The organism is Sphingobacterium sp. Lzh-3, from assembly GCF_046764375.1.
In the GTDB taxonomy this organism is placed as follows: Bacteria; Bacteroidota; Bacteroidia; order Sphingobacteriales; family Sphingobacteriaceae; genus Sphingobacterium.
Map to the genome: position 1 here is coordinate 6,086,819 of NZ_CP177226.1, position 25,306 is coordinate 6,112,124.

General features: G+C 40.8%; 19 protein-coding genes, 2 tRNA genes and 3 rRNA genes. 15 read left to right on the forward strand and 9 right to left on the reverse strand.

Annotation, left to right across the window (positions count from 1 at the left end):
• The first annotated feature begins 41 nt into the window (after window positions 1–41).
• From polA to ACLCDV_RS25500, 11 genes are all read left to right on the forward strand, one after another.
• Window positions 42–2,843 (forward strand): DNA polymerase I, encoded by a 2,802-nt coding sequence (gene polA / locus ACLCDV_RS25450; RefSeq protein WP_411972538.1) that lies wholly within the window; start codon window positions 42–44, stop codon window positions 2,841–2,843.
• Between the two features lie 4 nt (window positions 2,844–2,847).
• Complete coding sequence (locus tag ACLCDV_RS25455) at window positions 2,848–3,978, forward strand: toxin-antitoxin system YwqK family antitoxin (protein ID WP_411972539.1); 1,131 nt, start codon at window positions 2,848–2,850, stop codon at window positions 3,976–3,978.
• A gap of 24 nt (window positions 3,979–4,002) precedes the next feature.
• A complete protein-coding gene (locus ACLCDV_RS25460; protein ID WP_333577407.1) occupies window positions 4,003–4,656 on the forward strand; it encodes a phosphatidylserine decarboxylase family protein in 654 nt (217 codons plus the stop codon).
• Between the two features lie 63 nt (window positions 4,657–4,719).
• Entirely contained in the window at window positions 4,720–5,757 is a 1,038-nt protein-coding gene (locus ACLCDV_RS25465; RefSeq protein WP_333577408.1) for a sensor histidine kinase, read from the forward strand.
• A gap of 90 nt (window positions 5,758–5,847) precedes the next feature.
• Window positions 5,848–6,495, forward strand: coding sequence for a DUF47 domain-containing protein (locus ACLCDV_RS25470; RefSeq protein WP_046671637.1), 648 nt, complete (start codon window positions 5,848–5,850; stop codon window positions 6,493–6,495).
• Between the two features lie 36 nt (window positions 6,496–6,531).
• Window positions 6,532–7,542: an inorganic phosphate transporter gene (locus ACLCDV_RS25475; RefSeq protein WP_317669065.1), complete on the forward strand. Its 1,011-nt coding sequence runs from the start codon at window positions 6,532–6,534 to the stop codon at window positions 7,540–7,542.
• A 240-nt stretch (window positions 7,543–7,782) separates the two neighbouring features.
• On the forward strand, window positions 7,783–9,156 hold the full coding sequence (locus ACLCDV_RS25480) for an OmpA family protein (protein WP_317669764.1): 1,374 nt from the start codon (window positions 7,783–7,785) through the stop codon (window positions 9,154–9,156).
• Window positions 9,157–9,336: 180 nt separating this feature from the next.
• Window positions 9,337–10,749 carry a tetratricopeptide repeat protein gene (locus tag ACLCDV_RS25485; protein WP_411972540.1) on the forward strand — a complete coding sequence of 471 codons (1,413 nt, stop codon included), beginning with the start codon at window positions 9,337–9,339 and terminating at the stop codon, window positions 10,747–10,749.
• A gap of 97 nt (window positions 10,750–10,846) precedes the next feature.
• Entirely contained in the window at window positions 10,847–11,593 is a 747-nt protein-coding gene (gene aroE, locus ACLCDV_RS25490) for a shikimate dehydrogenase (RefSeq protein WP_317669063.1), read from the forward strand.
• 44 nt (window positions 11,594–11,637) lie between these two features.
• A complete protein-coding gene (locus ACLCDV_RS25495; RefSeq protein ID WP_411972541.1) occupies window positions 11,638–12,279 on the forward strand; it encodes an MBL fold metallo-hydrolase in 642 nt (213 codons plus the stop codon).
• Window positions 12,280–12,284: 5 nt separating this feature from the next.
• Window positions 12,285–13,514: an FtsX-like permease family protein gene (locus ACLCDV_RS25500; protein ID WP_411972542.1), complete on the forward strand. Its 1,230-nt coding sequence runs from the start codon at window positions 12,285–12,287 to the stop codon at window positions 13,512–13,514.
• Here the strand turns inward: ACLCDV_RS25500 and ACLCDV_RS25505 are convergent.
• Window positions 13,511–14,158, reverse strand: coding sequence for a hypothetical protein (locus tag ACLCDV_RS25505; protein ID WP_333577411.1), 648 nt, complete (start codon window positions 14,156–14,158; stop codon window positions 13,511–13,513). The two genes, ACLCDV_RS25500 and ACLCDV_RS25505, sit on opposite strands and share 4 nt — an antisense overlap.
• Window positions 14,159–14,215: 57 nt before the next feature.
• Window positions 14,216–14,491: a NifU family protein gene (locus tag ACLCDV_RS25510; RefSeq protein WP_075990344.1), complete on the reverse strand. Its 276-nt coding sequence runs from the start codon at window positions 14,489–14,491 to the stop codon at window positions 14,216–14,218.
• A gap of 242 nt (window positions 14,492–14,733) precedes the next feature.
• Here ACLCDV_RS25510 and ACLCDV_RS25515 point away from each other — a divergent pair, with 242 nt between their 5' ends.
• Genes ACLCDV_RS25515 through coaBC form a run of 3 tightly spaced genes read left to right on the forward strand, consistent with a single transcriptional unit; the run spans window position 14,734 to window position 17,183 of the window.
• On the forward strand, window positions 14,734–15,663 hold the full coding sequence (locus ACLCDV_RS25515; protein ID WP_317669059.1) for an outer membrane protein assembly factor BamD: 930 nt from the start codon (window positions 14,734–14,736) through the stop codon (window positions 15,661–15,663).
• The gene (locus ACLCDV_RS25520; protein ID WP_075990346.1) at window positions 15,647–15,976 is read left to right on the forward strand and encodes a DNA-directed RNA polymerase subunit omega; all 330 of its coding nucleotides are present in this window, start codon (window positions 15,647–15,649) and stop codon (window positions 15,974–15,976) included. The genes ACLCDV_RS25515 and ACLCDV_RS25520 overlap by 17 nt, the downstream gene beginning before the upstream one ends.
• Before the next feature lie 10 nt (window positions 15,977–15,986).
• Window positions 15,987–17,183, forward strand: coding sequence for a bifunctional phosphopantothenoylcysteine decarboxylase/phosphopantothenate--cysteine ligase CoaBC (gene coaBC / locus ACLCDV_RS25525; protein ID WP_411972543.1), 1,197 nt, complete (start codon window positions 15,987–15,989; stop codon window positions 17,181–17,183).
• A 60-nt stretch (window positions 17,184–17,243) separates the two neighbouring features.
• Here coaBC and ACLCDV_RS25530 read toward each other — a convergent pair whose 3' ends face one another.
• The gene (locus tag ACLCDV_RS25530) at window positions 17,244–18,611 is read right to left on the reverse strand and encodes a methyltransferase RsmF C-terminal domain-like protein (protein ID WP_411972544.1); all 1,368 of its coding nucleotides are present in this window, start codon (window positions 18,609–18,611) and stop codon (window positions 17,244–17,246) included.
• Window positions 18,612–18,699: 88 nt separating this feature from the next.
• Between ACLCDV_RS25530 and ACLCDV_RS25535 the strand changes: the two genes are divergently transcribed.
• Window positions 18,700–19,086, forward strand: a complete 387-nt coding sequence (locus tag ACLCDV_RS25535) for an SRPBCC domain-containing protein (protein ID WP_411972545.1) — start codon at window positions 18,700–18,702, stop codon at window positions 19,084–19,086.
• A 768-nt stretch (window positions 19,087–19,854) separates the two neighbouring features.
• On the opposite strand, the gene rrf is transcribed toward ACLCDV_RS25535, so the two are convergent.
• The 6 genes from rrf to ACLCDV_RS25565 all read right to left on the reverse strand — a co-directional run bounded on the left by rrf (window position 19,855) and on the right by ACLCDV_RS25565 (window position 25,286).
• Window positions 19,855–19,966 (reverse strand): 5S ribosomal RNA (gene rrf / locus ACLCDV_RS25540).
• Window positions 19,967–20,093: 127 nt separating this feature from the next.
• Window positions 20,094–22,975 (reverse strand): 23S ribosomal RNA (locus tag ACLCDV_RS25545).
• 228 nt (window positions 22,976–23,203) lie between these two features.
• Window positions 23,204–23,277: transfer RNA gene (locus tag ACLCDV_RS25550), tRNA-Ala, on the reverse strand.
• An 11-nt stretch (window positions 23,278–23,288) separates the two neighbouring features.
• A tRNA-Ile gene (locus ACLCDV_RS25555) sits at window positions 23,289–23,362 on the reverse strand.
• Window positions 23,363–23,482: 120 nt separating this feature from the next.
• Window positions 23,483–25,012, reverse strand: a 16S ribosomal RNA gene (locus ACLCDV_RS25560).
• Together the 16S, 23S and 5S rRNA genes with 2 tRNA genes alongside form the textbook arrangement of a ribosomal RNA operon.
• 112 nt (window positions 25,013–25,124) lie before the next feature.
• On the reverse strand, window positions 25,125–25,286 hold the full coding sequence (locus ACLCDV_RS25565; protein ID WP_201670127.1) for a hypothetical protein: 162 nt from the start codon (window positions 25,284–25,286) through the stop codon (window positions 25,125–25,127).
• Between the last annotated feature and the right edge of the window lie 20 nt (window positions 25,287–25,306).

Sequence of the window (25,306 nt, forward strand, 5' to 3'; positions counted from 1 at the left end):
TGAATTTCTTACCTTTGTAATAGAGACTAAAATTCAATTTTGTGAAAAAACTATTTCTTCTAGATGGAATGGCTCTTATATATAGAGCTTATTTTGCGTTGAGCAAAACTCCCCGAATTACCTCAACAGGGTTAAATACAGGAGCAATCATGGGGTTTACCAATACGCTTTTGGACGTATTGAAAAATCAACAACCTTCTCACATAGCAGTAGTGTTCGACACAGCAGCTCCTACCGCTCGACATATTGAATTTGAAGCTTATAAAGCGCATCGCGAGCAAATGCCGGAGGATCTTTCTGCCTCCATTCCTTATATCAATCGTTTAATCGAAGGATTCAATATCCCCATCATTACCATGGATGGCTATGAAGCCGATGACATTATCGGAACACTGGCTAAGAAAGCTGAAAAACAAAACTTTACAGTTTACTGCATGACGCCGGATAAAGATTTTGGACAACTTGTGTCTGAAAACATTTTTATCTATAAACCCGCGCGTATGGGCAATGGAGCTGAAGTGCAGGGGGTGAAAGAAATTCTCGAAAAATGGGAAGTTTCCGATGTTTGTCAAGTGATTGATATATTAGGGCTTTGGGGCGATGCTGTCGATAACATCCCCGGCATCCCCGGTATCGGTGAAAAAACCGCAAAAAAACTCGTTCAGGAATATGGATCTGTCGAAGGTATTATCGCCAATGCTGATCAGCTAAAAGGAAAAATGCGCGAAAACGTAGAAAATTTCGCCGAACAAGGACTTATCTCTAAAAAACTGGCGACTATTTTATTGGACGTACCAATTGACTTGGATGAAAAATCACTTGAACTCGAAGAGCCTAATAAGGACCTTCTAGAACCCCTTTTTGCAGAGCTCGAATTTAGAACGCTTGGAAAACGTGTTTTTGGGGAAGATTTCTCTGTTCTTGACAAGAGCATTCCCACCACTGGACAAATGGATCTATTTTCAACAACAACAACGACAATCACCACGACCGAAATTGTTACTGAAAATAGCGTCGAAAATGCGGCAATCAACAACATCCACAATACAGCACACGATTATATCCTAGCCGACACAACAGAAAAACAGACGGAGCTTGCCCAAAAGCTAGCTTCCTTAAATAGTTTCTGCTTCGATACAGAAACAACAGGCTTGGATGCAAACCTTGCCGACATTGTGGGATTATCATTTTCTTTTGAAAACGCAAAAGCATATTATGTCCCAACACCTGCAGACCGTGAGCGTGCTCAGGCCATAGTCGATATTTTCAAGACAGCTTTAGAAAACCCAAACATTGAGAAAATAGGACAAAACATCAAATATGATATTTTGTTATTAGCACGTTATGGTGTAAAGGTACAAGGTAGCCTTTTTGACACCATGCTTGCACATTATCTGATTGATCCAGATACCCGCCACGGCATGGATGTACTTGCAGAAAATTACCTGAATTATAGCCCCGTATCCATCACCGAACTTATCGGTGAAAAGGGAAAAAAGCAAGGTAATATGCGCGACGTCGAAATCGACAAAATAAAAGAATATGCTGCTGAAGATGCCGACATTACCCTACAACTAAAAAATATATTTCAACCTCTTCTTGTCGAGACCAACACCATGTTGCTCGCTCAGGAGGTGGAATTCCCCTTAGTTTATATACTTGCAGAAATTGAGCGAAACGGTGTAAAAATAGATGTTCCTGCACTTGGTGAATTTTCAAAAACATTGGAACAGGATATAAAAAATCTCGAAGCCTCTATCTTTGAAAAAGCAGGTGTAAACTTCAATATCGCCTCACCAAAACAACTGGGAGAAGTTTTATTTGACAAACTCCAGCTGGATCCTAAAGCGAAAAAAACCAAAACGGGACAGTACAAAACTGGTGAAGATGTATTATTGGCGCTCGCTCATAAATCAGACATCGTCCAAGATATCTTAAACTTTAGGCAAATGCAAAAACTCAAATCAACCTATGTTGATGCGCTGCCAGAATTAATAAATCCCGAAACAGGCTTAATTCATACATCTTATAATCAGGCTGTTGCTGCAACTGGCCGCCTCAGTTCGACCAACCCGAATTTACAAAATATCCCGATACGTACCGAAAGAGGCAGAGAAGTCAGAAAAGCTTTTATTCCACGATCTGAAGAGAATGTGATCCTATCAGCCGATTATTCACAGATTGAACTGCGCCTAATTGCCGAGCTAAGTAGAGATCAAAATATGATGGAAGCATTTAGTCAAGGCCATGATATCCATCGGGCAACAGCGGCGAAAGTATATAATGTGGATTTTGATGCTGTTACTTCCGAACAACGCCGCAATGCGAAGGCTGTTAACTTCGGAATTATTTATGGCCAATCGGCATTTGGTCTTTCTCAAAATCTCGGCATATCACGTAAAGAAGCCTCTGATATTATCAATGAGTATTTTAACCAATATACAGGAATAAAAAAATACATGAGTGATGCTTTAGAATTTGCAAAAGAGAATGGGTATGTTGAAACAATTCTAAAACGGAGACGTTATCTTAGAGATATAAATTCGGCAAATATGACGGTTCGTGGCTTTGCAGAACGAAATGCCATCAATGCTCCGATCCAGGGGTCAGCAGCAGATTTAATTAAACTTGCCATGATCGCCATCCAAAAGGAAATTGAGCAACAAGGTTTTGCTGGAAAAATGATTATGCAGGTTCATGATGAATTGGTTTTTGATGTTCCTAAACAGGAGGTTGAGGCCTTTAAGGAAATCATTCAGGACAAAATGACAAATGCAATAAAAACAACTGTTCCTTTGGTGATAGAAATTGGAGAAGGCAGAAATTGGCTTGAAGCGCATTAATACTATGATTAGAAAACTCGTCCATTTATTATTATTTATTTCTGTGTGTGGTTTTACAAATCTTTATGCACAGGAAGATAAACCTGTATTCTACGAAAAACTAGATCAGGGAATGATTCGCTTTTATTTTGACAAATATTATTATCTGGTTTCAAAAGACTGTGAGTTTAAAACAATTGAGCGTGTTAGCAGGTTTGACTTTAGCAAACAGGTCTTTGATGGAGAGTTTCGCGACTTTGCTCCCAATGGGAGCAGAATACTCGTTGGCGCTTACAAAGACGGTAAGAAAGAAGGGGTATTCCAAGCCTACCATCCAAATGGTGTATTAAAATGGGAAGTAAATTTTCAAAATAATTTCCCTATCGGCGATTGGAAATATTACTATCCGGACGGCAAACCACTACTAACAATTACCTACAGTGAAAACGGTTATTTCATCAAAGATTACTGGGACAACAGAGGTAAGCAAGAGGTAATAGATGGTGAAGGTAATTATGACTTCTCCATTCCTTTTGAAGGCTTTACCGAATTCGGCTTTGATTTCTATCTACGCAAAGGAAAAGTAAAAAATGGTAGGCCACAGGGAAACTGGAATACTTATTTTTACAATGTCGGCCAGCAACCGGTTTACGCCATGACACAACGTTTTACAAATGGCACGCTTACGACCACTTACGATGAGGACGGAGATTTAAATAATGAGGATTTCATATCACTGAGCATTTTACCGTACGATTATTTTGTTCGTGCAGAATTGTTTAATAGCAAGTCCTGTAGCTTCGATGATTATTCCAATTTTTATGCCTTCCTAGCAAAACGTTTCAACGATAACCTCAATAAAACTGGTCTCGACGTGAACAAACAAGTCAATTTCTCTTATCTCGTGGAAGTAAAGAAAACCGGAATAGCGAATCTAAAAACTCTCAAGCTCGTTTCGGATTCCGGCAACGAATCTTTCGATGGTATTTTGAGCCGGATTGCAAAAAGCATTGACTTCTATTTCCCTACGTACAAAGGGAATCAGCCACAGGATGACCTCATTAAAGTTTCTGGAGGTTTTACCCAGGGAAATGATGGAAAAATTTATGCCCATTCAATTAAAATCGAAAGACAAATAGACAATTCGAGTAAATAACTATCTTTGCAGAAATAAATAGATATGAAATTTCATAAAGAAGGATACACCACATTAGCAATCGCTGTACTTTTTATCTTCATTATCAACGCCGTTGCGGATTATTATGATGCTCCGCAATATGCCAAATGGTTTATTTATGCGTTATCAGCATTCTTATTCATTACAGTTGTTCAGTTTTTTAGAAGCCCTAAAAAAGTGGTTACCGCTCAAGATGGCGTAATCCTTTGCCCGGCTGACGGTAAAGTTGTGGTTATCGAAGAAACCGAAGAAAATGAGTATTTCCACGATAAACGTATCCAGGTGTCGATTTTTATGTCCCCGGTTAACGTACACGTCAACAGAAATCCAATCAGTGGTTTGGTCACTTTCTTTAAATATCATCCCGGGAAATTTTTAGTGGCCTGGCATCCCAAATCATCCACAGATAACGAACGCACCACAGTCGTTGTCAAAGATAAAGCAGGGAGAGAGGTTCTCTTCCGCCAGATTGCAGGAGCCTTAGCTCGCCGTATTGTATGGTATGTGAAAGAAAAAGATGAAGTCGTACAAGGTAACGAGTTTGGTTTTATCAAATTCGGTTCTCGCGTAGATTTGTTTCTTCCTTTAGGAACTGAAATCAATGTTAACATTGGTGATAAGGTTACTGGAGCAAAAACGATTATCGGAAAATTTTAACAATTTATTAATATCATTATAAGTAACTTAGGCTCCAAATCAGGGGCCTTTTTTATTCTGCAAATGAATTTTAGACAATTACTATTGGCAAACTCCGCAGCTGTCGGTATTGCGATATCCACGATCAGCTTTTATTATAAACATGACCTACAGACAGCATTGATCATTTTCTTTGTTGCTGTGGTAACGAGTTTCCTTCTATTTAACTATCTATTTGAAAAATACATATATCGTAGACTCAATACGATGTATAAATTAATTCATAACCTTAAACTCGGCAAGGATCTTAAGGATGCTATCGGAGAACATGTCAGTGAGGATCCGATTACGGATGCTGAAAACGAAGTCAAAGCATGGGCAAAAGATAAAAAAAACGAGATAGAGCAGTTAAAATCTCAGGAAAAATTCCGCAGGGAGTTCCTCTCCAACATTTCCCATGAATTCAAAACGCCGCTATTTGCCACCCAAGGTTACATTGAGACCTTGCAAGATGGCCTTATGGAAGAAGATATGGAAATGGCAAAGAACTTCTTAGATAAGGCTGCCCGAAATCTAGACCGATTAAATTACCTGATTCAGGATCTTGATGAGATATCCAAATTGGAATCTGGGAAAATGGTCCTGAATATAGAGAAATTCGATATTGTCGACCTCATAAAAGACACGACCTATTCCTTGGAAGACAAAGCGAAACAGCACAATATCAAAATAGAATTCAAACCCAAAGCGGGCACACCACATTGGGTTAAAGCCGACCGCAATAAAATCCATCAAGTACTTTACAACCTGATAGACAACTCCTTGAAATATGGAAAAGAAGGCGGAACAACGAAGATCAAGATTTTCCCGCTATTTGAACAGGTTCTTATCGAGATTACAGATGATGGTTATGGTATTGAAGAAAAAAATCTCAGCCGAGTCTTCGAGCGTTTCTTTCGAACTGACAAGAGCCGATCGCGCGATATCGGCGGGTCAGGGTTGGGACTGGCTATCGTAAAGCATATTGTCGAAGCACATCAGCAGAACGTGAATGTTCGTAGTACAGAAGGCATTGGAACAACATTTGGCTTTACTTTACAAAAAGTGCAGGCGGGAAACTAAACAATTGATGACACTTTTGTGTTTAAACAAAATCAATGTTAACATTAACTTAACATTAAGGTATTATTTTTGCAAAAATAAATTTAAGATATGTCTTTAAATAGCATTTTTCAATACTTCGTTCCAAAGGATAAAAAATTCTTCCCTTTGTTTGAACAAGCCGGCAACAACTTGATCGAGATGTCAAAGTTGTTAAAAGATATTGTTAACTCAAGCAACCCTGAAAAGAAAAAGGAATTAACACGCAAAGTGGAAGATTTGGAACATAGAGGCGACAACATTACGCATCAAATTCATTTGGAGCTGGGAAAGAACTTTATCACTCCTTTTGACCGCGAAGATATACACTCTTTGGCAAGTTCATTGGACGATGTCGCAGATTTTATACACGGTGCCGCCAATAGAATGGACCTTTACAAGGTTGAAAAGGCCACTGAGCCCATGATTGAAATTGCGGACTTATTGGTTGAGGCTACCGAACATGTATCAAAAGCTATTCATGAGCTTAGAGATTTGAAAAATATCCGGAATATTACGGATTCATGTGTTCGCATCAATAGCGTAGAAAACAAAGCCGATTATATCTTCGATAAAGCTGTAGCTGACCTTTTTGAATTTGAAAAAGATGCAATTTCATTAATTAAACACAAAGAAGTGTTGTCTGCAATGGAAGATGCAACCGATAAATGTGAGGATGTTGCTAACGTATTAGAAAGCATTCTAGTTAAAAACGCATAATCATTCGATTTAAGTGCACAAAAATTCTACGAGATTATGATGTCAACATTACTCGTTGTTGTGATTGTCCTTGCAATTGCTTTTGACTACATCAATGGATTCCATGATGCAGCCAACTCTATTGCGACAGTTGTATCAACAAAAGTCTTAACGCCAGCAATGGCGGTTTTATGGGCTGCAATATTCAACTTTGCAGCTTACTTCTACTTTACCGATCATAAAGTAGCCAATACTATTGCAAAAACGGTATTGGAAGAATACATTACCTTGGAAGTTATTTTTGCGGGGTTACTTGCAGCGATTGGCTGGAACTTATTTACATGGTATTATGGTGTACCATCAAGTTCGTCCCATACACTTATTGGTGGTTTTGCCGGATCAGGTATGGCTTACGCTTTTATTCTGGGCGCAGATCCGATTCATGCAATCAATATCGATGCGACATTAAAGATTATTGCTTTTATCGTACTTGCGCCTATTATAGGTATGACGATATCGGTTATCATCACATTGATTGTAATCAACCTAGCAAAAAACTCCCGTCCAAGTGTTGCCGAAAAATGGTTCAAGGTATTGCAACTTGTTTCATCAGCAGCCTTGAGCTTTGCGCATGGAGGTAATGATGCACAGAAAGTAATGGGAATTATCCTTGTAGCCATGGTAGCCGGTGGTTATGTCCCAACGACTGAACACATGCCAGAGTGGATTCCATTGACTTGTTACGCAGCAATAGCCGCTGGAACAATGAGTGGCGGATGGAAAATTGTAAAAACAATGGGAACCAAAATCACAAAAGTAACTCCTTTGGAGGGTGTTTGTGCTGAATCCGCAGGAGCTGTAACATTAGGTATCACCGAACATTTTGGGATCCCAGCTTCAACAACGCACACCATTACCGGTGCAATCATCGGTGTAGGGGTCGTCAAACGTGTTTCGGCAGTACGTTGGGGGGTCACAATCAGCTTATTATGGGCTTGGATATTGACAATTCCAGTTTCAGCGGTATTGGGTGGATTGTCGTTATTGATCGTACATTATTTGCTTTAGAAAAAAAAACCTTAATTTTTTTCTTAAACCTATTGAAACAAAACAAAAATTTGGTACTTTCGTAGCGGATTTTTGTTTTGTTGTTTCACATTAAATACTTAATTTAGTACAAAATATAGCAAAAACAAAATTTTAACATAATTTTAAGACTTTGGCACGGCAATTGTACTGTTCCATGTGTTAATACAATAATTAAATTTGAAAACAATTAAAATTAATAATAACCTTAAAAACAAGAGTATGAACTATTCTACAATTAAAAAAACAGCTGTTGCTGCTACATTAGTTGCCGCTTTAGGTTTCGCTGGTACAGCACAAGCTCAACAAGTATTCGGTGGTAGATCACAATACAGAACTTGGTCTATCGGAGTGCAAGGTGGTATTACTACACCGAACAACGTAATCGGTGGTGGTAACGCTTTTGGTCAAAAAGTAGGTTACTTCCAAAATAAAGTAGGTGAGTACTATGGTTTGACAGTACGTAAGCAATTCTCTCACTTATTTGGTTTAGAAGTTGAAGCAAACCGTGGTAAGATCAAAACTTACAACCATGATCTTTCTGGTCCTGCTGCAGAAAACGCATTAGGCGCTCGCTCAGTAAAAACTGACGTAAACTGGGCTGCTAGCTTAAACGGTGTATTCCAATTGGGTACAATCGATTTCTTGAGAAGAGAAAATGCAGTTAATTTCTATGCTAAAGTAGGTTTGGGAGCTATGGCTTACAACCCTGTTCAATACGATGGAAATGACTTCAACGGAAAAGTTGTTTATGATAACAAAGGTAAATGGGGAGAGGATATCGTTGGTGATCGCGAGAAAAAAGGTGACCGCGACAACAAATTGACAGCTTTCGTTCCTGTAGGTGTTGGTGCTAAATTCAAATTATCTGAAGTAGTAGCATTGAACTTAGGTTATACAATGAACTTTGCTGATGATCAAATCTACGGTCCAGCTCGTCAATCTTCTTACAAAGGTAAATTCTCTACAGTTATGGCTGGTTTAGAATTCACTTTAGGTTCGAAAGACAAACAAAACTTGACTTTTGCTAACCCAGTTGCTACATTGTACGATGAGTTGAAAGATCCTTCATTGAGAAACGAAGTTGAAGCATTGAAACAACGTGTAAGCACTTTAGAAGGTACTGTTAACACATTAAGCGCTGATGCTGATGGTGACGGTGTTTCTGATAAATTTGACAAATGTCCTGGTACTCCAGCTGGTACTCCAGTAGATGGTTCAGGATGTCCAATCAAATTCCCAGAGCCAGTTGTTAACAACGTTACATCTAACGGTTACTACGCTCCAATTCAATTTGAATTTGATAGCTCAGTATTGAAAACTTCATCTTACTCTACATTAGACAAATTGGCTAAAGAGTTACGTGATAACAACTCTGCTGTACAATTAGATGGTTATGCATCTGCTGAAGGTTCTGAAGCTTATAACTTAACTTTATCTAAAGACCGTGCTAACTCTGTAAAACAATATTTAGTAAACGCTGGTGTTTCTTCATCAAGCATCACTGCTAAAGGTTACGGAGAGAAAAACCCAGTTGCTTCTAATGCTACTGAAGAAGGTCGTGTTCAAAACCGTCGTGTTGAGATCAAAAAATAATCGTATATAACTTATACATTATAATAAGAGCCGGCTTTAAAGCCGGCTTTTTTATTTTACCCGTATTTATCCTTAACTTTGTAGAGGATATCCAATTTGTGGAAAATTAGTTCGAACAAATTAGATAAGAAATTAGTATTTTGAATTAAGGAACAGAATACTGGTTTTAAACTTTTGAGAATGGAAGAGGATTTTGAATATGAAAACCCCGAGGAAAGGAAAATCTCGGTAGACAGATATGAGGAAATGCTTCGAAACGAGGATCAGTATTTTTTTGACTCCAAAGCTTTTGAAGGAATTATTGATTACTATGCTGAAAAAAATGACCCTGTTAAGGCTCTACAGGTTACCGAATTTGCGATCAGCCAACACCCTTTTGATATTACATTTCTGTTGAAACAGGCACAGCTGTTTTCATCGATTCAACAATATCAGAATGCACTCACGGCGCTTGATAAAGCGGAATTATTAGAAGCGTCTGAAGGTGACATTTTCTTGATCCGTGGCGGCATATTAGGCAGCATCGGCCAGTTTGATAATGCCTTGGAACAGCTCTTCAAAGCACTTCCGCTATTAGATAATAAAGATGAGGTCTATTTCCATATTGCCATGATCTTTCAAGCGCAGATGAATTATGACAAAGCAATAATTTATCTCAAGAAAGCACTTGAGCTCAACATGGATTACCAGGAAGCACTCTATGAATTGGCCTACTGTTATGATGTATTGGATAGACAAGAGGAAAGCATCTCCTTTTATAAAAAGTACATTGATTCAGACCCATACTCCTACTATGCTTGGTACAATTTGGGAAACTCTTACCATAAAATCAGCCGGTTTGAGGAAGCTTTAGATGCATACGACTATGCTATCTTAATTAAGGAAGATTTTTCTTCAGCTTATTTCAATAAGGGTAACGCTCTTGTCAATTTAGACCGCTATCAAGAAGCATTGGATGTTTACAAACAAACATTTGAGTATGAACAACCAAGTGCTGATACTTATTGTGCGATAGGCGAATGTTATGAAAAACTTGAGCAGATGGAAGAAGCCCGCAATTATTACAAAAAGGCAGTAAAATTGGATGCGGAGCTTGCTGATGCCTGGTTCGGTATTGGGGTGACCTTAGATTTCGAAGAACGCTATTTTGAATCACTTCATTTTTATAAAAAAGCATTGGAACTGGAGGATACAAACCCCGATTACTGGTTTGCGATTGCTGATGCCCGATACAAACTACAACAAATAGATCTTGCAGAAGAAGCCTATAAAAAGGTCGTCGCTTTAAACCCAACAGATATAGATGCGTGGCTCGATTATTCCTCAATTCTATTTGAACAAAGTAAAATTGAAGAAGCTATTAATGTAATATCCGATGCCATCACACAAAATCCAAATGCAGCAGAACTGTACTATCGTGTGGTTGCTTATCTGTTTGCCAATGGACAATACAATGAAGCGCTTAACTTTTTAGAGCTTGGCTTAGCGACTGATCCCAATAAGCATCATATTCTTTTTGATTACCTTCCCCAGCTACAAGGAAATCAGATCATTACTGAAATTGTAAAAAAATATACAAAGCCGAAAGATTAACACAGCATAGGCACACTATCCGGTCATTGCGTGGCAACGACCGGCTATTAAATTGAAGATATATTCCTGTTCCCACAATGCACTTTTCGCAATTCAAATGAAAAAATTAGGCTTAATAGGATACCCATTAGGGCATTCCTTTTCAAAAAAATATTATTTAGAAAAATTTCATCAAGAACATATTATCGATGTGGATTACGATTTATATCCACTTGCTCAAATAGCCGATTTTACAACTATTGCTTCCAATAAAGATTTCTATGGAGTCAATGTAACTATTCCTTACAAAATAGCGGTTATGGATTACTTGGACGAGCTCTCGGAAGAAGCTCGGACAATACAAGCTGTAAACTGTATTCGAATCAGTCATACCTCAGATGGCGCAACACACCTAAAAGGCTACAATACTGATGCCTATGGTTTTGAGGCATCGCTAAAGCCGCTACTAAATCCCTTGGTGGATAAAAAGGCTTTGATTTTAGGTAATGGGGGTGCTGCAAAGGCTGTCATTTATGCCCTGAATCAACTTGGAATAACACATACTTTAGTAAGCAGAACCAAACAGACAGGCCAGTTCACTTATGATGAACTTAATGCTTCTATCCTAGCAGACTATACAGTGATTATCAACTGTTCTCCAGTGGGCACATTTCCCAATACAGCTGAATCTCCGAACATTCCCTACGAGTATTTAAATGAGCGGCACCTTTGTTATGATTTGATTTACAACCCAGAGGAAACAGCTTTTTTACGTAAAAGCAAAGAAAAAGGCGCCAGAACCAAAAACGGATATGAAATGCTGGTTCTACAGGCGGAAAAGAATTGGGAAATCTGGAATAGTTGACTTTTCAATAGTTAGAAATCAATAAAAACTGTAATTTTACCACTATGCTTACGATAAAAACATTCACGTTCAATCCATATCAGGAAAATACTTACCTGCTCTATAACGAGTCAGGAAATGCTATTATCATTGATCCAGGGATGTATGGCGAGCAAGATCAGCAAGAACTATTAGCTTTCATGGCAAACAATAACCTCAAGCCGACACTCCTATTAAATACACATTGCCATATTGACCATGTTTTAGGGAATAGTTTTGTCCATGAAAAATTTGGCTTGCTCCCACAGTTCCACGAAGGTGAAGTCCCGATTTTAGTAGCGGTTCAGAATTACGCTCCCCAAATGGGCATCCGATACGACATTTCACCAATTGGAGAAACATTTCTAAATGACGATGATACCGTTTATTTGGATAATGATGAGCTAAAAGTCATTCTTGCACCTGGACATTCTCCAGCACATATCTGCTTTTATTCAGCTGATCAAAAATTCTTGATCGGGGGAGATGTCCTATTTCGCAATAGCATTGGCCGTACCGATCTTCCTGGTGGAAATCACCAGCAGCTTTTAGATAGCATAAAAACAAAACTTTATACCTTACCCGACAACACGATCGTCTATCCTGGGCATGGGCCATCCACAACGATTGGCTTTGAAAAGAATTCTAATCCATTTATCCGAGGATAGGAGCCATGAATCTGCCATTTCTATTTGCTAAAAGATATCTGTTTTCTAAGAAATCAGTAAACGCCATTAACATCATCTCATCTATTAGTGTTATCGGCGTAATGGTAAGTAGTGCAGCACTGATTATTTTGCTGTCTTCTTTCAATGGTATGGAACAGTTGATCCTTTCGATGTACAGTAAGTTTGCCCCTGAGTTGAAGATTGAGCCCCAAAAAGGAAAACTTTTTGACAGCAAACAGAATGTCTTCACCGAGTTACGAAGAGATACCAACGTGATTCATTACACCGAAGTGTTACAAGAAAAGGTCTTGCTACAATATGCAAATAGACAATTTATTGCAAATATAAAAGGCATCGAACCCCAATCGTTAAGTAGAAAGACCGGAGACAGTATTATCGTAGATGGCCAATACGAAGTTAGCCATGATTCTACTAACCTTGCCATTTTAGGAGCCAGCGTCCAGGCAAATCTGGCAATTCCCATGCAGAACTCCACGGAACAAATTCAAGTGTATTCCCCAAGAAAAGGAGTAAAAAATTCTTCAAATCCAGCTGAGGAGTTCAATATCCGATCCATTTCTCCAGGAGGGGTATTACGCTATCAACAAGATTTTGATAATTTGATTATTACACCGATTTCATTTGCGAAAGAAGTTCTTGGAGAATATGATCGCGTTTCATCGATTGAATTTTATCTAAAAGATGGTGTAGATATTAATTCATTTGGGCAAGCCTTACAGAAGAAAGTTGGGCCAGATTATATCGTAAAGAATAGAGAAAAACAAAATCCTACTTTATATAAAAATGTACGTGTCGAACGCTGGGTAGTCTTTTTTATACTTACCTTGATAAGTGTGATTGCGATCTTTAATATTGTCGGCTCTTTAACCATGCTTGTGCTAGACAAACAAAAGGATATGACAATCCTCAAAGGCCTAGGTGGCGGAAATGATCTAATTCAACGTATTTTCTTTTATGAAGGCCTTATGATCGGCGTTATTGGGTGTGTATTAGGCCTACTAATAGGTGGCATATTCAATTATATCCAGTCGGCCTATGGAATTATACGTGTAGAAGATGGAGCTAATACAATTATTGATAGCTATCCTATGGTAAGTAGTTGGAGTGACTACATTTTGGTGTTTGTAACGGTAACTAGTATCTCTGGTTTAGTTTCCTATTTCTCAGCAAAATTAAGTGTCAGAGAATTAAATAAATTAAAGGCGACTGATTAATAACTGGAGCTTTTTCTGCTCTGACTACCTTTTGTAATCTGTTGGATTAAACTGCCCCATGCGAAAGGGTTTAACAATGGATTAGCGTAACGTTGGTTGATGACTTTATTATTCATCGTATTAAAGCTCTGCGCATTGTTAATTGAACGCATTTCATTTCCATCACGTGGCATCACAGCAGCCATAGCTGCCAAAGACTCATAAGATAGGGACCTCCTTACTCTTACGATGTTATCTTCAGAAACGTCCAGATTCATAAATGCAATGTTAAACTCTTCGATGCTTGCCCATGGATAGGGTGTTACCATCGGGAGTTCCGTAACCAGGTTTTGCATAATGATATTTGCGGTATATTTATCTCCAGGAACTTCTGGAATAGTGACAATTAAAGGATCAAAACCGACGGAAGTAAAACGAATGGTGTCTCCAACATGCGCTACAAAAGAAAAATAGCCCTCGTTATTTGCCGCAAATGCTTCATTCCGAAAAGATAAATTTGTGGCAGTCGCATAACCGACAGGAAGTCCAGACCCAACCGTTGTTACGATACCGGAATACTGAATAATCTTCCTTTCCTGAGCATGTAAAGCAGAGGTATAAAAAAACAGGAATACAGCAAATAATATAGAAACCAGCAACTTCATAGAACAAATTTAAACAAAAGTAGCCGAACTAGCCGTTAAATTGTGTTAATAGAACAACTAATTAACAGGGGGTAAAGTTGCTTCTGGGGAATCGGGATCCGTCAAATTAATAGCCTCCACTGCTGTAATTTCAGGAACAGCTTTCTTAATCGCCTGCTCCAAACCAGCTTTAAAGGTCATAATGCTCATTGAACATGAAGCACAAGCTCCCAATAGTTTTAAACGCACGACATTATCCGCTGTAATCTCTTCAACACTCACATTTCCGCCATCAGTCTCCAAATATGGTCTCAAGGTATCTAATGCTTGCTCCACTTTTTCTTTTAAAGTCATACTCTTAATGCTATTCAATGATTGTAATATGTAAAGATAATCAAATATTTTAAATTGTATATTTTTGGGCCTCGCTACCAATGGAAAAACAACAAGTAGATGACAATATATCCTTTTCTTAGCTCCAATCGAGTTAAAGAATGTTAATAAGAAATGTTGTTTTTGCGATCAAATAATTATTAAACTATATTGCGCAGTAAAATTTAATTGATTAGTATAACAAATTCACTTATCTTTGTAAAATGTTTTTAAATAGGCGTATAGCGGCTATCTGTGCCGGCATGATGTTTCTATTGGTATTTACTGGTTGTAAAAGTAAATTTGAGAAATTGCGCGCAAGCAATAACATCGCTCAAAAGTACGAAGAGGCCGTAAAACTTTATGAGAAAAAGAAATATACAAAGGCGTTAGTTTTGTTTGATGACTTGCGGACCAAGTTCCGTGGACAAGCTGAAGCAGAAAATATTTACTATTATTTGGCATTTGCCAATTACCGTCTAAAAGATTATACATCTGCAGCATTTCACTTTAAAGATTTTGCGGATGTTTATCCAAATAGTGCAAGAGCAGAGGAATGTAGATTTATGCATGCCTATTGTTATTACTTGGATTCCCCGAGATCGACGTTAGATCAAGCAAATACAAGAAAGGCAATAGATGCATTACAGCTCTTTGTCAATCTCTATCCCGAATCGGAACGGTCCAAAGAAGCCGCCGATCTTATTCAGAAATTAAGAGATAAGCTTGAGCTTAAAGCATTTGCCAATGCGAGACTGTATTATGACATGGGGCTTAATGATGATTATAGGGCCGCTGTCATTGCATTACAGAATGTATTAAAAGAATATCCTGATACAAAATATGCAGAAGAGATTGAGTTTTTAACCTTAAAAGCACAATACATATATGCATCCAAAAGTATCTTCCTGAAACAAGAAAGTAGATTTGATGAAGCCTTGGATTATTACCGTAACTTCGCTAGTAATTTTCCAAATAGCAAACATATGAAAGAGGCCGAATCTCTTCGCGAAGACTCTGAGAAAGGAATTAAAACCGCTCTCTCTCAAGTGAAGGAGTATAATAAGGCCCTTGCAGAACAGGAAGTTTATATCAAAGAACAAAAGGCGAAAAAAGAAAAAGAAAATACCCAAAAAGATGAGTCAAAAAAATAACAATTCAATTCCAAACTCTACAGTTACACGTGACTTGAGACAATTGGACAAAGGCACAGACAATCTCTATGAATCTATTGTAGTTATTTCTAAACGCGCGAACCAAATTGCAGTAGACATTAAAGAAGAATTGAACGGAAAACTTGCAGAATTTGCAAGTAACAACGATAACTTAGAAGAGGTATTCGAAAATCGTGAGCAAATAGAGATTTCAAAACATTACGAACGCATGCCGAAGCCTACTTTGGTTGCAATTGATGAATTTTTACACGATAAAGTGTACTACAGAAATCCTTCAAAAGAGCAGGACTAATCCTTAAACAATGGCTTTAGCTGGGAAAAATATTGTAATTGCTGTATGCGGCAGTATTGCCGCATACAAGATTGCAACCCTCATTCGGCTGTTGGTAAAAGCAGATGCCCAGGTTAACGTAATCATGTCAAAAGAAGCGACAGCCTTTATCACCCCGCTTACGCTTTCTACACTCTCCAAAAATCCTGTTTTAATAGATTACTATCAGCCCAATACGGGGGAATGGAATAATCATGTCGAAATTGCACTAAAAGCGGATTACATTTTAGTCGCACCAGCGACAGCAAATACACTTGCTAAGATGGCCAATGGATTTTGCGACAACCTCCTTACTGCTGTATATCTATCCGCAAAATGTCCGGTGCTGTTCGCTCCAGCAATGGATTTAGATATGTGGAAACACCCTTCTACACAATGCAATATCAATAAGCTTATTTCTTATGGTAATACCCTAATTCCCCCGGGAAAAGGGGAATTGGCAAGTGGCTTAGTGGGTGAGGGACGTTTGGCGGAACCAGAAGAAATACTGGATTTCTTAGTTAAGTTTTCGGAGGGAAACTTGCCCTTAGCAGGAAAGAAAGCGTTGGTATCTGCAGGACCAACTTATGAAGCTATAGACCCTGTTCGTTTCATTGGTAATCATTCTAGTGGAAAAATGGGTTATGCTATCGCCGGACAACTTAAGGTACTTGGAGCAGATGTGACCTTAGTTTCGGGGCCAAGTGCCTTAAAAATACCTGAAGGTGTACATGCAATCTCAGTAACCTCTGCGGCAGAGATGTTAAATGCCTGCGAAGCGCATTTTGAAGCGGCAGATATCGTTGTGATGAGCGCTGCTGTGGCAGATTATACACCGGTTAAGGTCGCCACCCAAAAAATAAAAAAGAAAGAAAGCGAATTTTCCATCGAACTGAAGAAAACAACAGATATTTTGGCCACTTTAGGCGCTAAAAAGAAAGAGAATCAATTGCTCGTTGGATTTGCATTGGAAACCAATAATGAGCTTGAGAATGCGAAAGACAAATTAGTTCGGAAAAACCTGGATTTTATTGTGCTTAATTCCATGCAGGATAAAGGAGCTGGATTTGCAACCGATACCAATAAAGTCACTATAATCGATCGATCGGGAAATACCCATGAGTTTAGTCTAAAATCCAAAGAAGAAGTTGCAAAAGATATCTGTTCAATTATCATCAGCCTTTCTTAAGCAAAAACTTTTATAAGCAGTACTTCCGAAGCTCAACCCGCATATATCTAAAAATAAATTTTACAAATTTACAATCCTCAATTCTTTTGGGTAATAGTTATTGATTCGATTGGTCAACACCTTCATCCAGCCCAAAGGTTTATCTTTAAAACTTGCTATTGTCCATCCTTGGAGACTTTCGCCGATCATATCCACAACTACATTTTCCTTTCTAAGGTAATTACGTGCTTCTTCAAGCGATAATTCCATCGATTGAAAGCCTTTGGTCAAATGATTACTCAAAGCCAGTGCGTGGCTTGGTATTAACTCTTTCCTGTTGAGCTTTCCCACATTTGTTCCAGCGTTCCTAAGATAAAGTACATTTTGTAGATACTTTAGATCATGCTCGTACATTTTTGGGAATATATATACATTCTCATGATGAAGAAAAGTATGAAAACTAGCACTATCCGAAATCCAATTATCTAAAATTCCTTTGGGTACATCTGATTTCTCCGGTTTATTTCGCTTTCTATTGAATGTCTCCTGCTCACCAACCTTCTTAAGGACAGCAATAAAAAAGCCCTCTCCACCTAATTTATGCGGGTAAAATCGATAACCGTGTGCACGATGCTTATTAGAATTTGTATGGTCAATTCCCCAATGCTCTTCAATAGCTACCTCAACAGATTCGAAATCACCACTATCCAATAGCCAATCGACGATATCCTCATTTTCCTCTGGAGAGTAAGAACAGGTTGAGTAGAACAAATATCCACCCTTTTTCAACGTAGCCAAACTTTCGGCCAAAATCCGCTGTTGTCTTTCACTACAAAGCTTAACATTAGCCTCAGACCATTCTTCTATGGCATCGGTATCTTTTCTAAACATGCCTGATCCAGAACAAGGGGCATCAACAACTATCAAATCGAAATATCCAGGAAGGCAATTAAACGCCGCTGGGTCATTATTTGTAGTTACTGTGTTAGCATTACCCCATTTCATTAGGTTATCTTGCAGGATTGTAACCCTAGTCTTAATAATTTCATTCGCAACCAAGAGCGATTCCGGATGTAAGCTACTGTTTAATAATGTTGATTTTCCTCCTGGAGCACCACATAAATCCAATGCCCGAATACTATCTGTATGTAACTTTAAATGCTGAATAATATGATCTATGAACATGGAAGAAGCATCCTGTGGATAATAAGCTCCGGCATGAAATAAAGGGTCTAATGTAAATACTGGACGATCCTGAAGATAATAAGCCATATTGCACCAGGGAACTCGCCCTGCATTAGGAAACGGACAATCTTCTAATTTATTAGGGTTTAGGCGTATTGCCGTCGCCCGAATACCTTCCTCATGTATCTTAATAAATGCATCAGTATCAAATAACGGATTCACTCCTAACTTTTTCACTAAAGAATTTGGCAGAAAATTACTCATGTTGCGCTAATAGTTTGCGATAAAATTAAGATAAATAAAAATGAAGTCAAAATAAGTGGTAAATTACAAGAAAGCGTAACTTTACACCATGAAAGAATTCAAGAAATATGCTATTATTCCTGCAACTCCAGAGGAGCTGTATCTTGCATTAACGACCGAAATTACCGCGCGTCTTTGGACAGGCGACCTTGTGTCAATAGACGCTACTGTCAATGGGGAATTCTCTTTGTGGGATGGTGCTATAACTGGCCGATTCTTGGAACTGGAACCATCGACAAAAATTGTACAGGAATGGTATTTCGGTGAAACAGACACCCCTTCCATTGTCACACTAAAACTGCATGAACATAAAAAAGGAACATCCTTGGAAATTAGACAGACAAATATACCCGATGAAGACTTCGAAAACATTTCGGATGGGTGGGAAGATCCTTATGTCTCATCGTTGATCGACTTTTATACTGAAGAAGACTAAAACAATACCAGTATTCTTTACAGGAATACGATAATAACCGAAAAATTGAGGTATTTGTATTCCTTATAGACCATTGGCAATACAGATACCTTTTTTCTTAGTTTTTCTTCCCGCATTTACTTTCCCATATAGCCAACAGTCATTCATAATTCACACTTAAACTTAGGAGTAGTTTTGCTGTCAAAATAAGTTAATTAAGGTAACTACAATTTCTCCATCATCGTTTAATTCTACGGCTAACCCTGATGAAATATCCGACAACAACCCCAGCTCTATAATTCGTACATTCTCTCAGACAAGTTACTCTTTTTATAAGCTGCTTGATAATAGAGACTAATAATAACAAACAATAGGCAATTACAACGATCGAAAGGCACTATATCTTTAGAAAAAACCGTATCCCTGTAGCGAATATAAAATGGGGGAGATAGTTACAATAATTAATAGTATAAATCGGTGGCTAACGATATGTAACTGTAAAAATAACCGAAATAGGTAGTTCGTCGTCCAAAGCCCACAGACTCACGCCAGGAACCATTTCAAAGCCATCATTTTATAGCAGGAGAGCGGGGCATATTCCCACCGATAGGTATTATAGCGGTATCTGACCTTCAGCTCCTGAGTAAAATAGCTGCTATCTTTCAGAGTGCTGCGATAAACAATATATAGAGGATATGCAGTGATGGTCAGTGGCGGAAGTGTTATGGCCATGGAAGTATCCAAACGAAAGAAGCCCTTGACTGTTTCCAGCAAGGGCTTCCGTGTAAAAAAAGGCACCGACCTACTCTCCCACCTGTTACGGCAATACCATCGGCTCTGGCGGGCTTGACTGCTCTGTTCGGAATGGGAAGAGGTAGACACCGCCGATATAGGCACCTAAAAATCTTTATTGGCTGATCTATGATATTCATATCATGTTATTCATGCCAACTGACATAGCTATTGAAAGAGGTTCGTTTCTGTTTGTTTCTTAAAAATTAAAGAGGAAGACAACAGTGTCTGTCTGCTTGAGAAAGCTTCGGGCTATTAGTACCACTTGGCTTTGGTCTCTCAACCTTTACACCTATGGCCTATCAACGTAGTCATCTTCTACGACCCTATAAGGAAGTCTCATCTCGTGGCTAGTTTCGCACTTAGATGCTTTCAGCGCTTATCTATTCCAGACGTAGCTACCCTGCCGTACACCTGGCGGCATAACAGGTTCACCAGAGGTCTGTCCAACCCGGTCCTCTCGTACTAAGGTCAGATCCACTCAAACTTCCAACGCCCACAACAGATAGGGACCGAACTGTCTCGCGACGTTCTGAACCCAGCTCGCGTGCCACTTTAATGGGCGAACAGCCCAACCCTTGGGACCTTCTCCAGCCCCAGGATGTGACGAGCCGACATCGAGGTGCCAAACCTCCCCGTCGATATGAGCTCTTGGGGGAGATCAGCCTGTTATCCCCAGCGTACCTTTTATCCTTTGAGCGATGGCCCTTCCATACAGAACCACCGGATCACTATGTCCGTCTTTCGACCCTGTTCGACTTGTCGGTCTCACAGTCAAGCAAGCTTATGCCATTGCACTCCACGTACGGTTACCAAGCGTACTGAGCTTACCTTTGAAAGCCTCCGTTACCTTTTTGGAGGCGACCACCCCAGTCAAACTACCCACCAAACAATGTCCTCCCCATAAGGGAGTTAGAAACCGAATACAGAAAGGGCGGTATTTCAAGGTTGATTCCATGACTCCTGGCGAAGCCACTTCAACATCTCCCGCCTATCCTACACATCCTGTACCCAATCTCAATGTTAAGCTATAGTGAAGGTGCATGGGGTCTTTCCGTCCCGTTGCGGGTAATCGGCGTCTTCACCGATACCACAATTTCACCGAGCTCATGGCTGAGACAGCGCCCAGATCGTTACACCATTCGTGCAGGTCGGAACTTACCCGACAAGGAATTTCGCTACCTTAGGACCGTTATAGTTACGGCCGCCGTTTACTGGGGCTTCGATTCAATGCTTCTCTTGCGATGACATCCCCTCTTAACCTTCCAGCACCGGGCAGGTGTCAGGCCTTATACTTCATCTTGCGATTTTGCAAAGCCATATGTTTTTGTTAAACAGTCGCCTGGGCCTTTTCACTGCGGCTGCTCTTACGAGACAGCGCCCCTTCTCCCGAAGTTACAGGGCCATTTTGCCGAGTTCCTTAGCCATGACTCACTCGAGCACCTTAGGATTCTCTCCTCGACCACCTGTGTCGGTTTGCGGTACGGGTCTTCATAACCTGAAGCTTAGCGGGTTTTCTTGGAAGTCTGTTTACCTGCTCTATCAGCGCCACCGGAGCTTTGCTGTACTATTGGGGTTCAGCAGGGTCGGCGGATTTGCCTACCGTCCCTATACCTACGCCTTTCAACGAACTATTCCGTCAGTTCGCGGCAGTGTCACTACTCCGTCACCACATCGCAGTTATGAAGAGTACTGGAATATTAACCAGTTGTCCATCGGCTTGCCCCCTTCGGGTGCGCCTTAGGTCCCGACTGACCCTGATCCGATTAACGTTGATCAGGAAACCTTGGTCTTTCGGTGGGCGGGTTTCTCACCCGCCTTATCGTTACTTATGCCTACATTTGCTTTTCCATAACCTCCACAGTTCATTGCCAAACTGCTTCTCCGGCGATGGAATGCTCCCCTACCAGATGCACATCTTTCAGTACAAATCCATAGCTTCGGTACCGTTCTTGATGCCCGTTTATTATCCACGCCCGGCCGCTCGACTAGTGAGCTGTTACGCACTCTTTAAATGAATGGCTGCTTCCAAGCCAACATCCTAGCTGTCTGGGCAACCGGACCTCGTTAGTTCAACTTAGAACGAATTTGGGGACCTTAGCTGATGGTCTGGGTTCTTTCCCTCTCGGCCTTGGACCTTAGCACCCAAAGCCTCACTGCCGGCTATATTTGATAGCATTCGGAGTTCGTCTGGATTTGGTAGGATTTGACTCCCCCGCACCCAATCGGTAGCTCTACCTCTATCAAACTCTACGCCGACGCTGTTCCTAAAAACATTTCGGGGAGTACGAGCTATTTCCCAGTTTGATTGGCCTTTCACCCCTACCCTCAGGTCATCCGGAAACTTTTCAACGTTTATCGGTTCGGTCCTCCATTACATGTTACTGCAACTTCAACCTGCCCAAGGGTAGATCACAAGGTTTCGCGTCTACCTCATCTGACTATGCGCCCTATTAAGACTCGCTTTCGCTTCGGCTGCGTCCCTGAAGGACTTAACCTTGCCAGACAAGAGTAACTCGTAGGCTCATTATGCAAAAGGCACGCTGTCACAGGACCTGCCTGCTCCAACCGCTTGTAAGCACACGGTTTCAGGTTCTTTTCACTCCCCTGTTCGGGGTTCTTTTCACCTTTCCCTCACGGTACTGGTTCACTATCGGTCTCTCAGGAGTATTTAGCCTTACCAGATGGTGCTGGTGGATTCCCACAGGATTTCTCCGGTCCCGCGGTACTCAGGATACCACTATGTCAACATTCTTTACCTGTACGGGGCTCTCACCCTTGTCGCGCAGTTTCCCACCTGCTTCCAGTTCATAGCGCTGTACAATGTCGTGGTCCTACAACCCCGACCATGCCGTAACATGATCGGTTTGGGCTCTTTCCCGTTCGCTCGCCACTACTTGGGAAATCATTGTTATTTTCTTCTCCTACGCCTACTTAGATGTTTCAGTTCAGCGCGTTCGCGTTTTATACGACTATTCTTCAAATAGTCAGGTTGCCCCATTCGGAAATCTCTGGATCAAGTCGCATTTGCCAATCCCCAAAGCTTATCGCAGCTTATCACGTCCTTCTTCGCCTCTGAGAGCCTAGGCATCCCCCGTGTGCCCTTATTTACTTTCTTCACCGGCATAGCCTTTTGCTACTATGCGGCTGCTTTTGATATATATACACCTATGCTACGTAAAGATTCGTCCGGCCTTGACCGAGGGTCTCCTCTTTACATCAAACACATACACGTATTGTCTCTATACTGTTGTCTTCTCTTGTAATTTTTTTTCTCTTTCAATATGTCAAAGAACTCTTTTTCCGGTATATATGAAGTATATCGCTATACACTTCCCCGGAGACGTGGAGAATAACGGATTCGAACCGTTGACCCCCTGCGTGCAAGGCAGGTGCTCTAGCCAGCTGAGCTAATTCCCCAAACGTTTTCGTAGTCCCGAGCAGATTTGAACTGCTGACCCCTACATTATCAGTGTAGTGCTCTAACCAACTGAGCTACGGGACTAGCTTATCTTGTTCATCTCTTTCTCTCGGTCCTGCTCCCTTAGGGGCGGGCACTTTCTTCTGATGTTTTTTCTTCTGCAATCATATGTAACGTGACGAGTACCGATCTTCGATACTCTAGAAAGGAGGTATTCCAGCCGCACCTTCCGGTACGGCTACCTTGTTACGACTTAGCCCCAATTATCGGTTTTACCCTAACACGCTCCTTGCGGTAACATGCTTTAGGTACCCCCAACTTTCATGGCTTGACGGGCGGTGTGTACAAGGCCCGGGAACGTATTCACCGCGTCATTGCTGATACGCGATTACTAGCGAATCCAACTTCATGGGGTCGAGTTGCAGACCCCAATCCGAACTGTGAATGGCTTTTAGAGATTAGCATCATATTGCTATGTAGCTGCCCGCTGTACCATCCATTGTAGCACGTGTGTAGCCCCGGACGTAAGGGCCATGATGACTTGACGTCGTCCCCACCTTCCTCTCTGTTTGCACAGGCAGTCTGTTTAGAGTCCCCACCACTACATGCTGGCAACTAAACATAGGGGTTGCGCTCGTTGCGGGACTTAACCCAACACCTCACGGCACGAGCTGACGACAGCCATGCAGCACCTAGTTTCGTGTCCCGAAGGACGAGTGCGTCTCTGCACTCTTCACTAACTTTCAAGCCCGGGTAAGGTTCCTCGCGTATCATCGAATTAAACCACATGCTCCTCCGCTTGTGCGGGCCCCCGTCAATTCCTTTGAGTTTCACCCTTGCGGGCGTACTCCCCAGGTGGATAACTTAACGCTTTCGCTTGGACGCTGGCTGTCTATCGCCAACATCGAGTTATCATCGTTTAGGGCGTGGACTACCAGGGTATCTAATCCTGTTCGATCCCCACGCTTTCGTGCATCAGCGTCAATACCAGCTTAGTGAGCTGCCTTCGCAATCGGAGTTCTAAGACATATCTATGCATTTCACCGCTACTTGTCTTATTCCGCCCACTTCAAATGGATTCAAGCCCATCAGTATCAAAGGCACTGCGATGGTTGAGCCACCGTATTTCACCCCTGACTTAATAGGCCGCCTACGCACCCTTTAAACCCAATAAATCCGGATAACGCTCGGATCCTCCGTATTACCGCGGCTGCTGGCACGGAGTTAGCCGATCCTTATTCTTCCAGTACATTCAGCTAGATACACGTATCTAGGTTTATTCCTGGACAAAAGCAGTTTACAACCCATAGGGCAGTCGTCCTGCACGCGGCATGGCTGGTTCAGGCTTCCGCCCATTGACCAATATTCCTTACTGCTGCCTCCCGTAGGAGTCTGGTCCGTGTCTCAGTACCAGTGTGGGGGATTCTCCTCTCAGAGCCCCTAGACATCGTCGCCTTGGTAAGCCGTTACCCTACCAACTAGCTAATGTCACGCGAGCCCATCTCTATCCTATAAATATTTAATCAACTGAACATGCGAACTGTTGATGTTATGCGGTGTTAATCTCTCTTTCGAGAGGCTATCCCCCTGATAGAGGTAGGTTGCTCACGCGTTACGCACCCGTGCGCCACTCTCACCATCTTCGAGCAAGCTCTCCGATGGATCCCGTCCGACTTGCATGTATTAGGCCTGCCGCTAGCGTTCATCCTGAGCCAGGATCAAACTCTCCATTGTAAAATGAAGTTTTTGATTCCAACTATTTATAATAATCAGAATTCTTTTTTATATCTCTGATCTTGGATCGAATTGAACGAATTACTTGAATTTGTTCATGACTTTCGTTTGTCTACTCGTCACGCTTACATGATTGTGTTTTCTTAAAGAACTTTGTCGCTTCAACTTCCGTATCCGCTTTATTCCGATGGGCATTGCGCCACTCTTTATCGTTTTGTTTTTCCCTCCGTTTCCGTTGGGACTGCAAAGGTAGAAATCTTTTCTGAACTTCCAAAAAATTTTTTAAGTTTTTTT

What these genes read in the sequence shown, in the direction of transcription:
- coaBC (WP_411972543.1), top strand. Translation starts at nt 15,987, where the DNA reads ATGGCTTTAGCTGGGAAAAATATTGTAATTGCTGTATGCGGCAGTATT.
- ACLCDV_RS25475 (WP_317669065.1), top strand. Translation starts at nt 6,532, where the DNA reads ATGATGTCAACATTACTCGTTGTTGTGATTGTCCTTGCAATTGCTTTT.
- ACLCDV_RS25480 (WP_317669764.1), top strand. Translation starts at nt 7,783, where the DNA reads ATGAACTATTCTACAATTAAAAAAACAGCTGTTGCTGCTACATTAGTT.
- ACLCDV_RS25535 (WP_411972545.1), top strand. Translation starts at nt 18,700, where the DNA reads ATGAAAGAATTCAAGAAATATGCTATTATTCCTGCAACTCCAGAGGAG.
- aroE (WP_317669063.1), top strand. Translation starts at nt 10,847, where the DNA reads ATGAAAAAATTAGGCTTAATAGGATACCCATTAGGGCATTCCTTTTCA.
- ACLCDV_RS25510 (WP_075990344.1), bottom strand. Translation starts at nt 14,491, where the DNA reads ATGACTTTAAAAGAAAAAGTGGAGCAAGCATTAGATACCTTGAGACCA.
- ACLCDV_RS25460 (WP_333577407.1), top strand. Translation starts at nt 4,003, where the DNA reads ATGAAATTTCATAAAGAAGGATACACCACATTAGCAATCGCTGTACTT.
- ACLCDV_RS25515 (WP_317669059.1), top strand. Translation starts at nt 14,734, where the DNA reads ATGTTTTTAAATAGGCGTATAGCGGCTATCTGTGCCGGCATGATGTTT.
- ACLCDV_RS25485 (WP_411972540.1), top strand. Translation starts at nt 9,337, where the DNA reads ATGGAAGAGGATTTTGAATATGAAAACCCCGAGGAAAGGAAAATCTCG.
- ACLCDV_RS25470 (WP_046671637.1), top strand. Translation starts at nt 5,848, where the DNA reads ATGTCTTTAAATAGCATTTTTCAATACTTCGTTCCAAAGGATAAAAAA.
- ACLCDV_RS25455 (WP_411972539.1), top strand. Translation starts at nt 2,848, where the DNA reads ATGATTAGAAAACTCGTCCATTTATTATTATTTATTTCTGTGTGTGGT.
- ACLCDV_RS25505 (WP_333577411.1), bottom strand. Translation starts at nt 14,158, where the DNA reads ATGAAGTTGCTGGTTTCTATATTATTTGCTGTATTCCTGTTTTTTTAT.
- ACLCDV_RS25530 (WP_411972544.1), bottom strand. Translation starts at nt 18,611, where the DNA reads ATGAGTAATTTTCTGCCAAATTCTTTAGTGAAAAAGTTAGGAGTGAAT.
- ACLCDV_RS25495 (WP_411972541.1), top strand. Translation starts at nt 11,638, where the DNA reads ATGCTTACGATAAAAACATTCACGTTCAATCCATATCAGGAAAATACT.
- ACLCDV_RS25465 (WP_333577408.1), top strand. Translation starts at nt 4,720, where the DNA reads ATGAATTTTAGACAATTACTATTGGCAAACTCCGCAGCTGTCGGTATT.
- ACLCDV_RS25500 (WP_411972542.1), top strand. Translation starts at nt 12,285, where the DNA reads ATGAATCTGCCATTTCTATTTGCTAAAAGATATCTGTTTTCTAAGAAA.
- ACLCDV_RS25520 (WP_075990346.1), top strand. Translation starts at nt 15,647, where the DNA reads ATGAGTCAAAAAAATAACAATTCAATTCCAAACTCTACAGTTACACGT.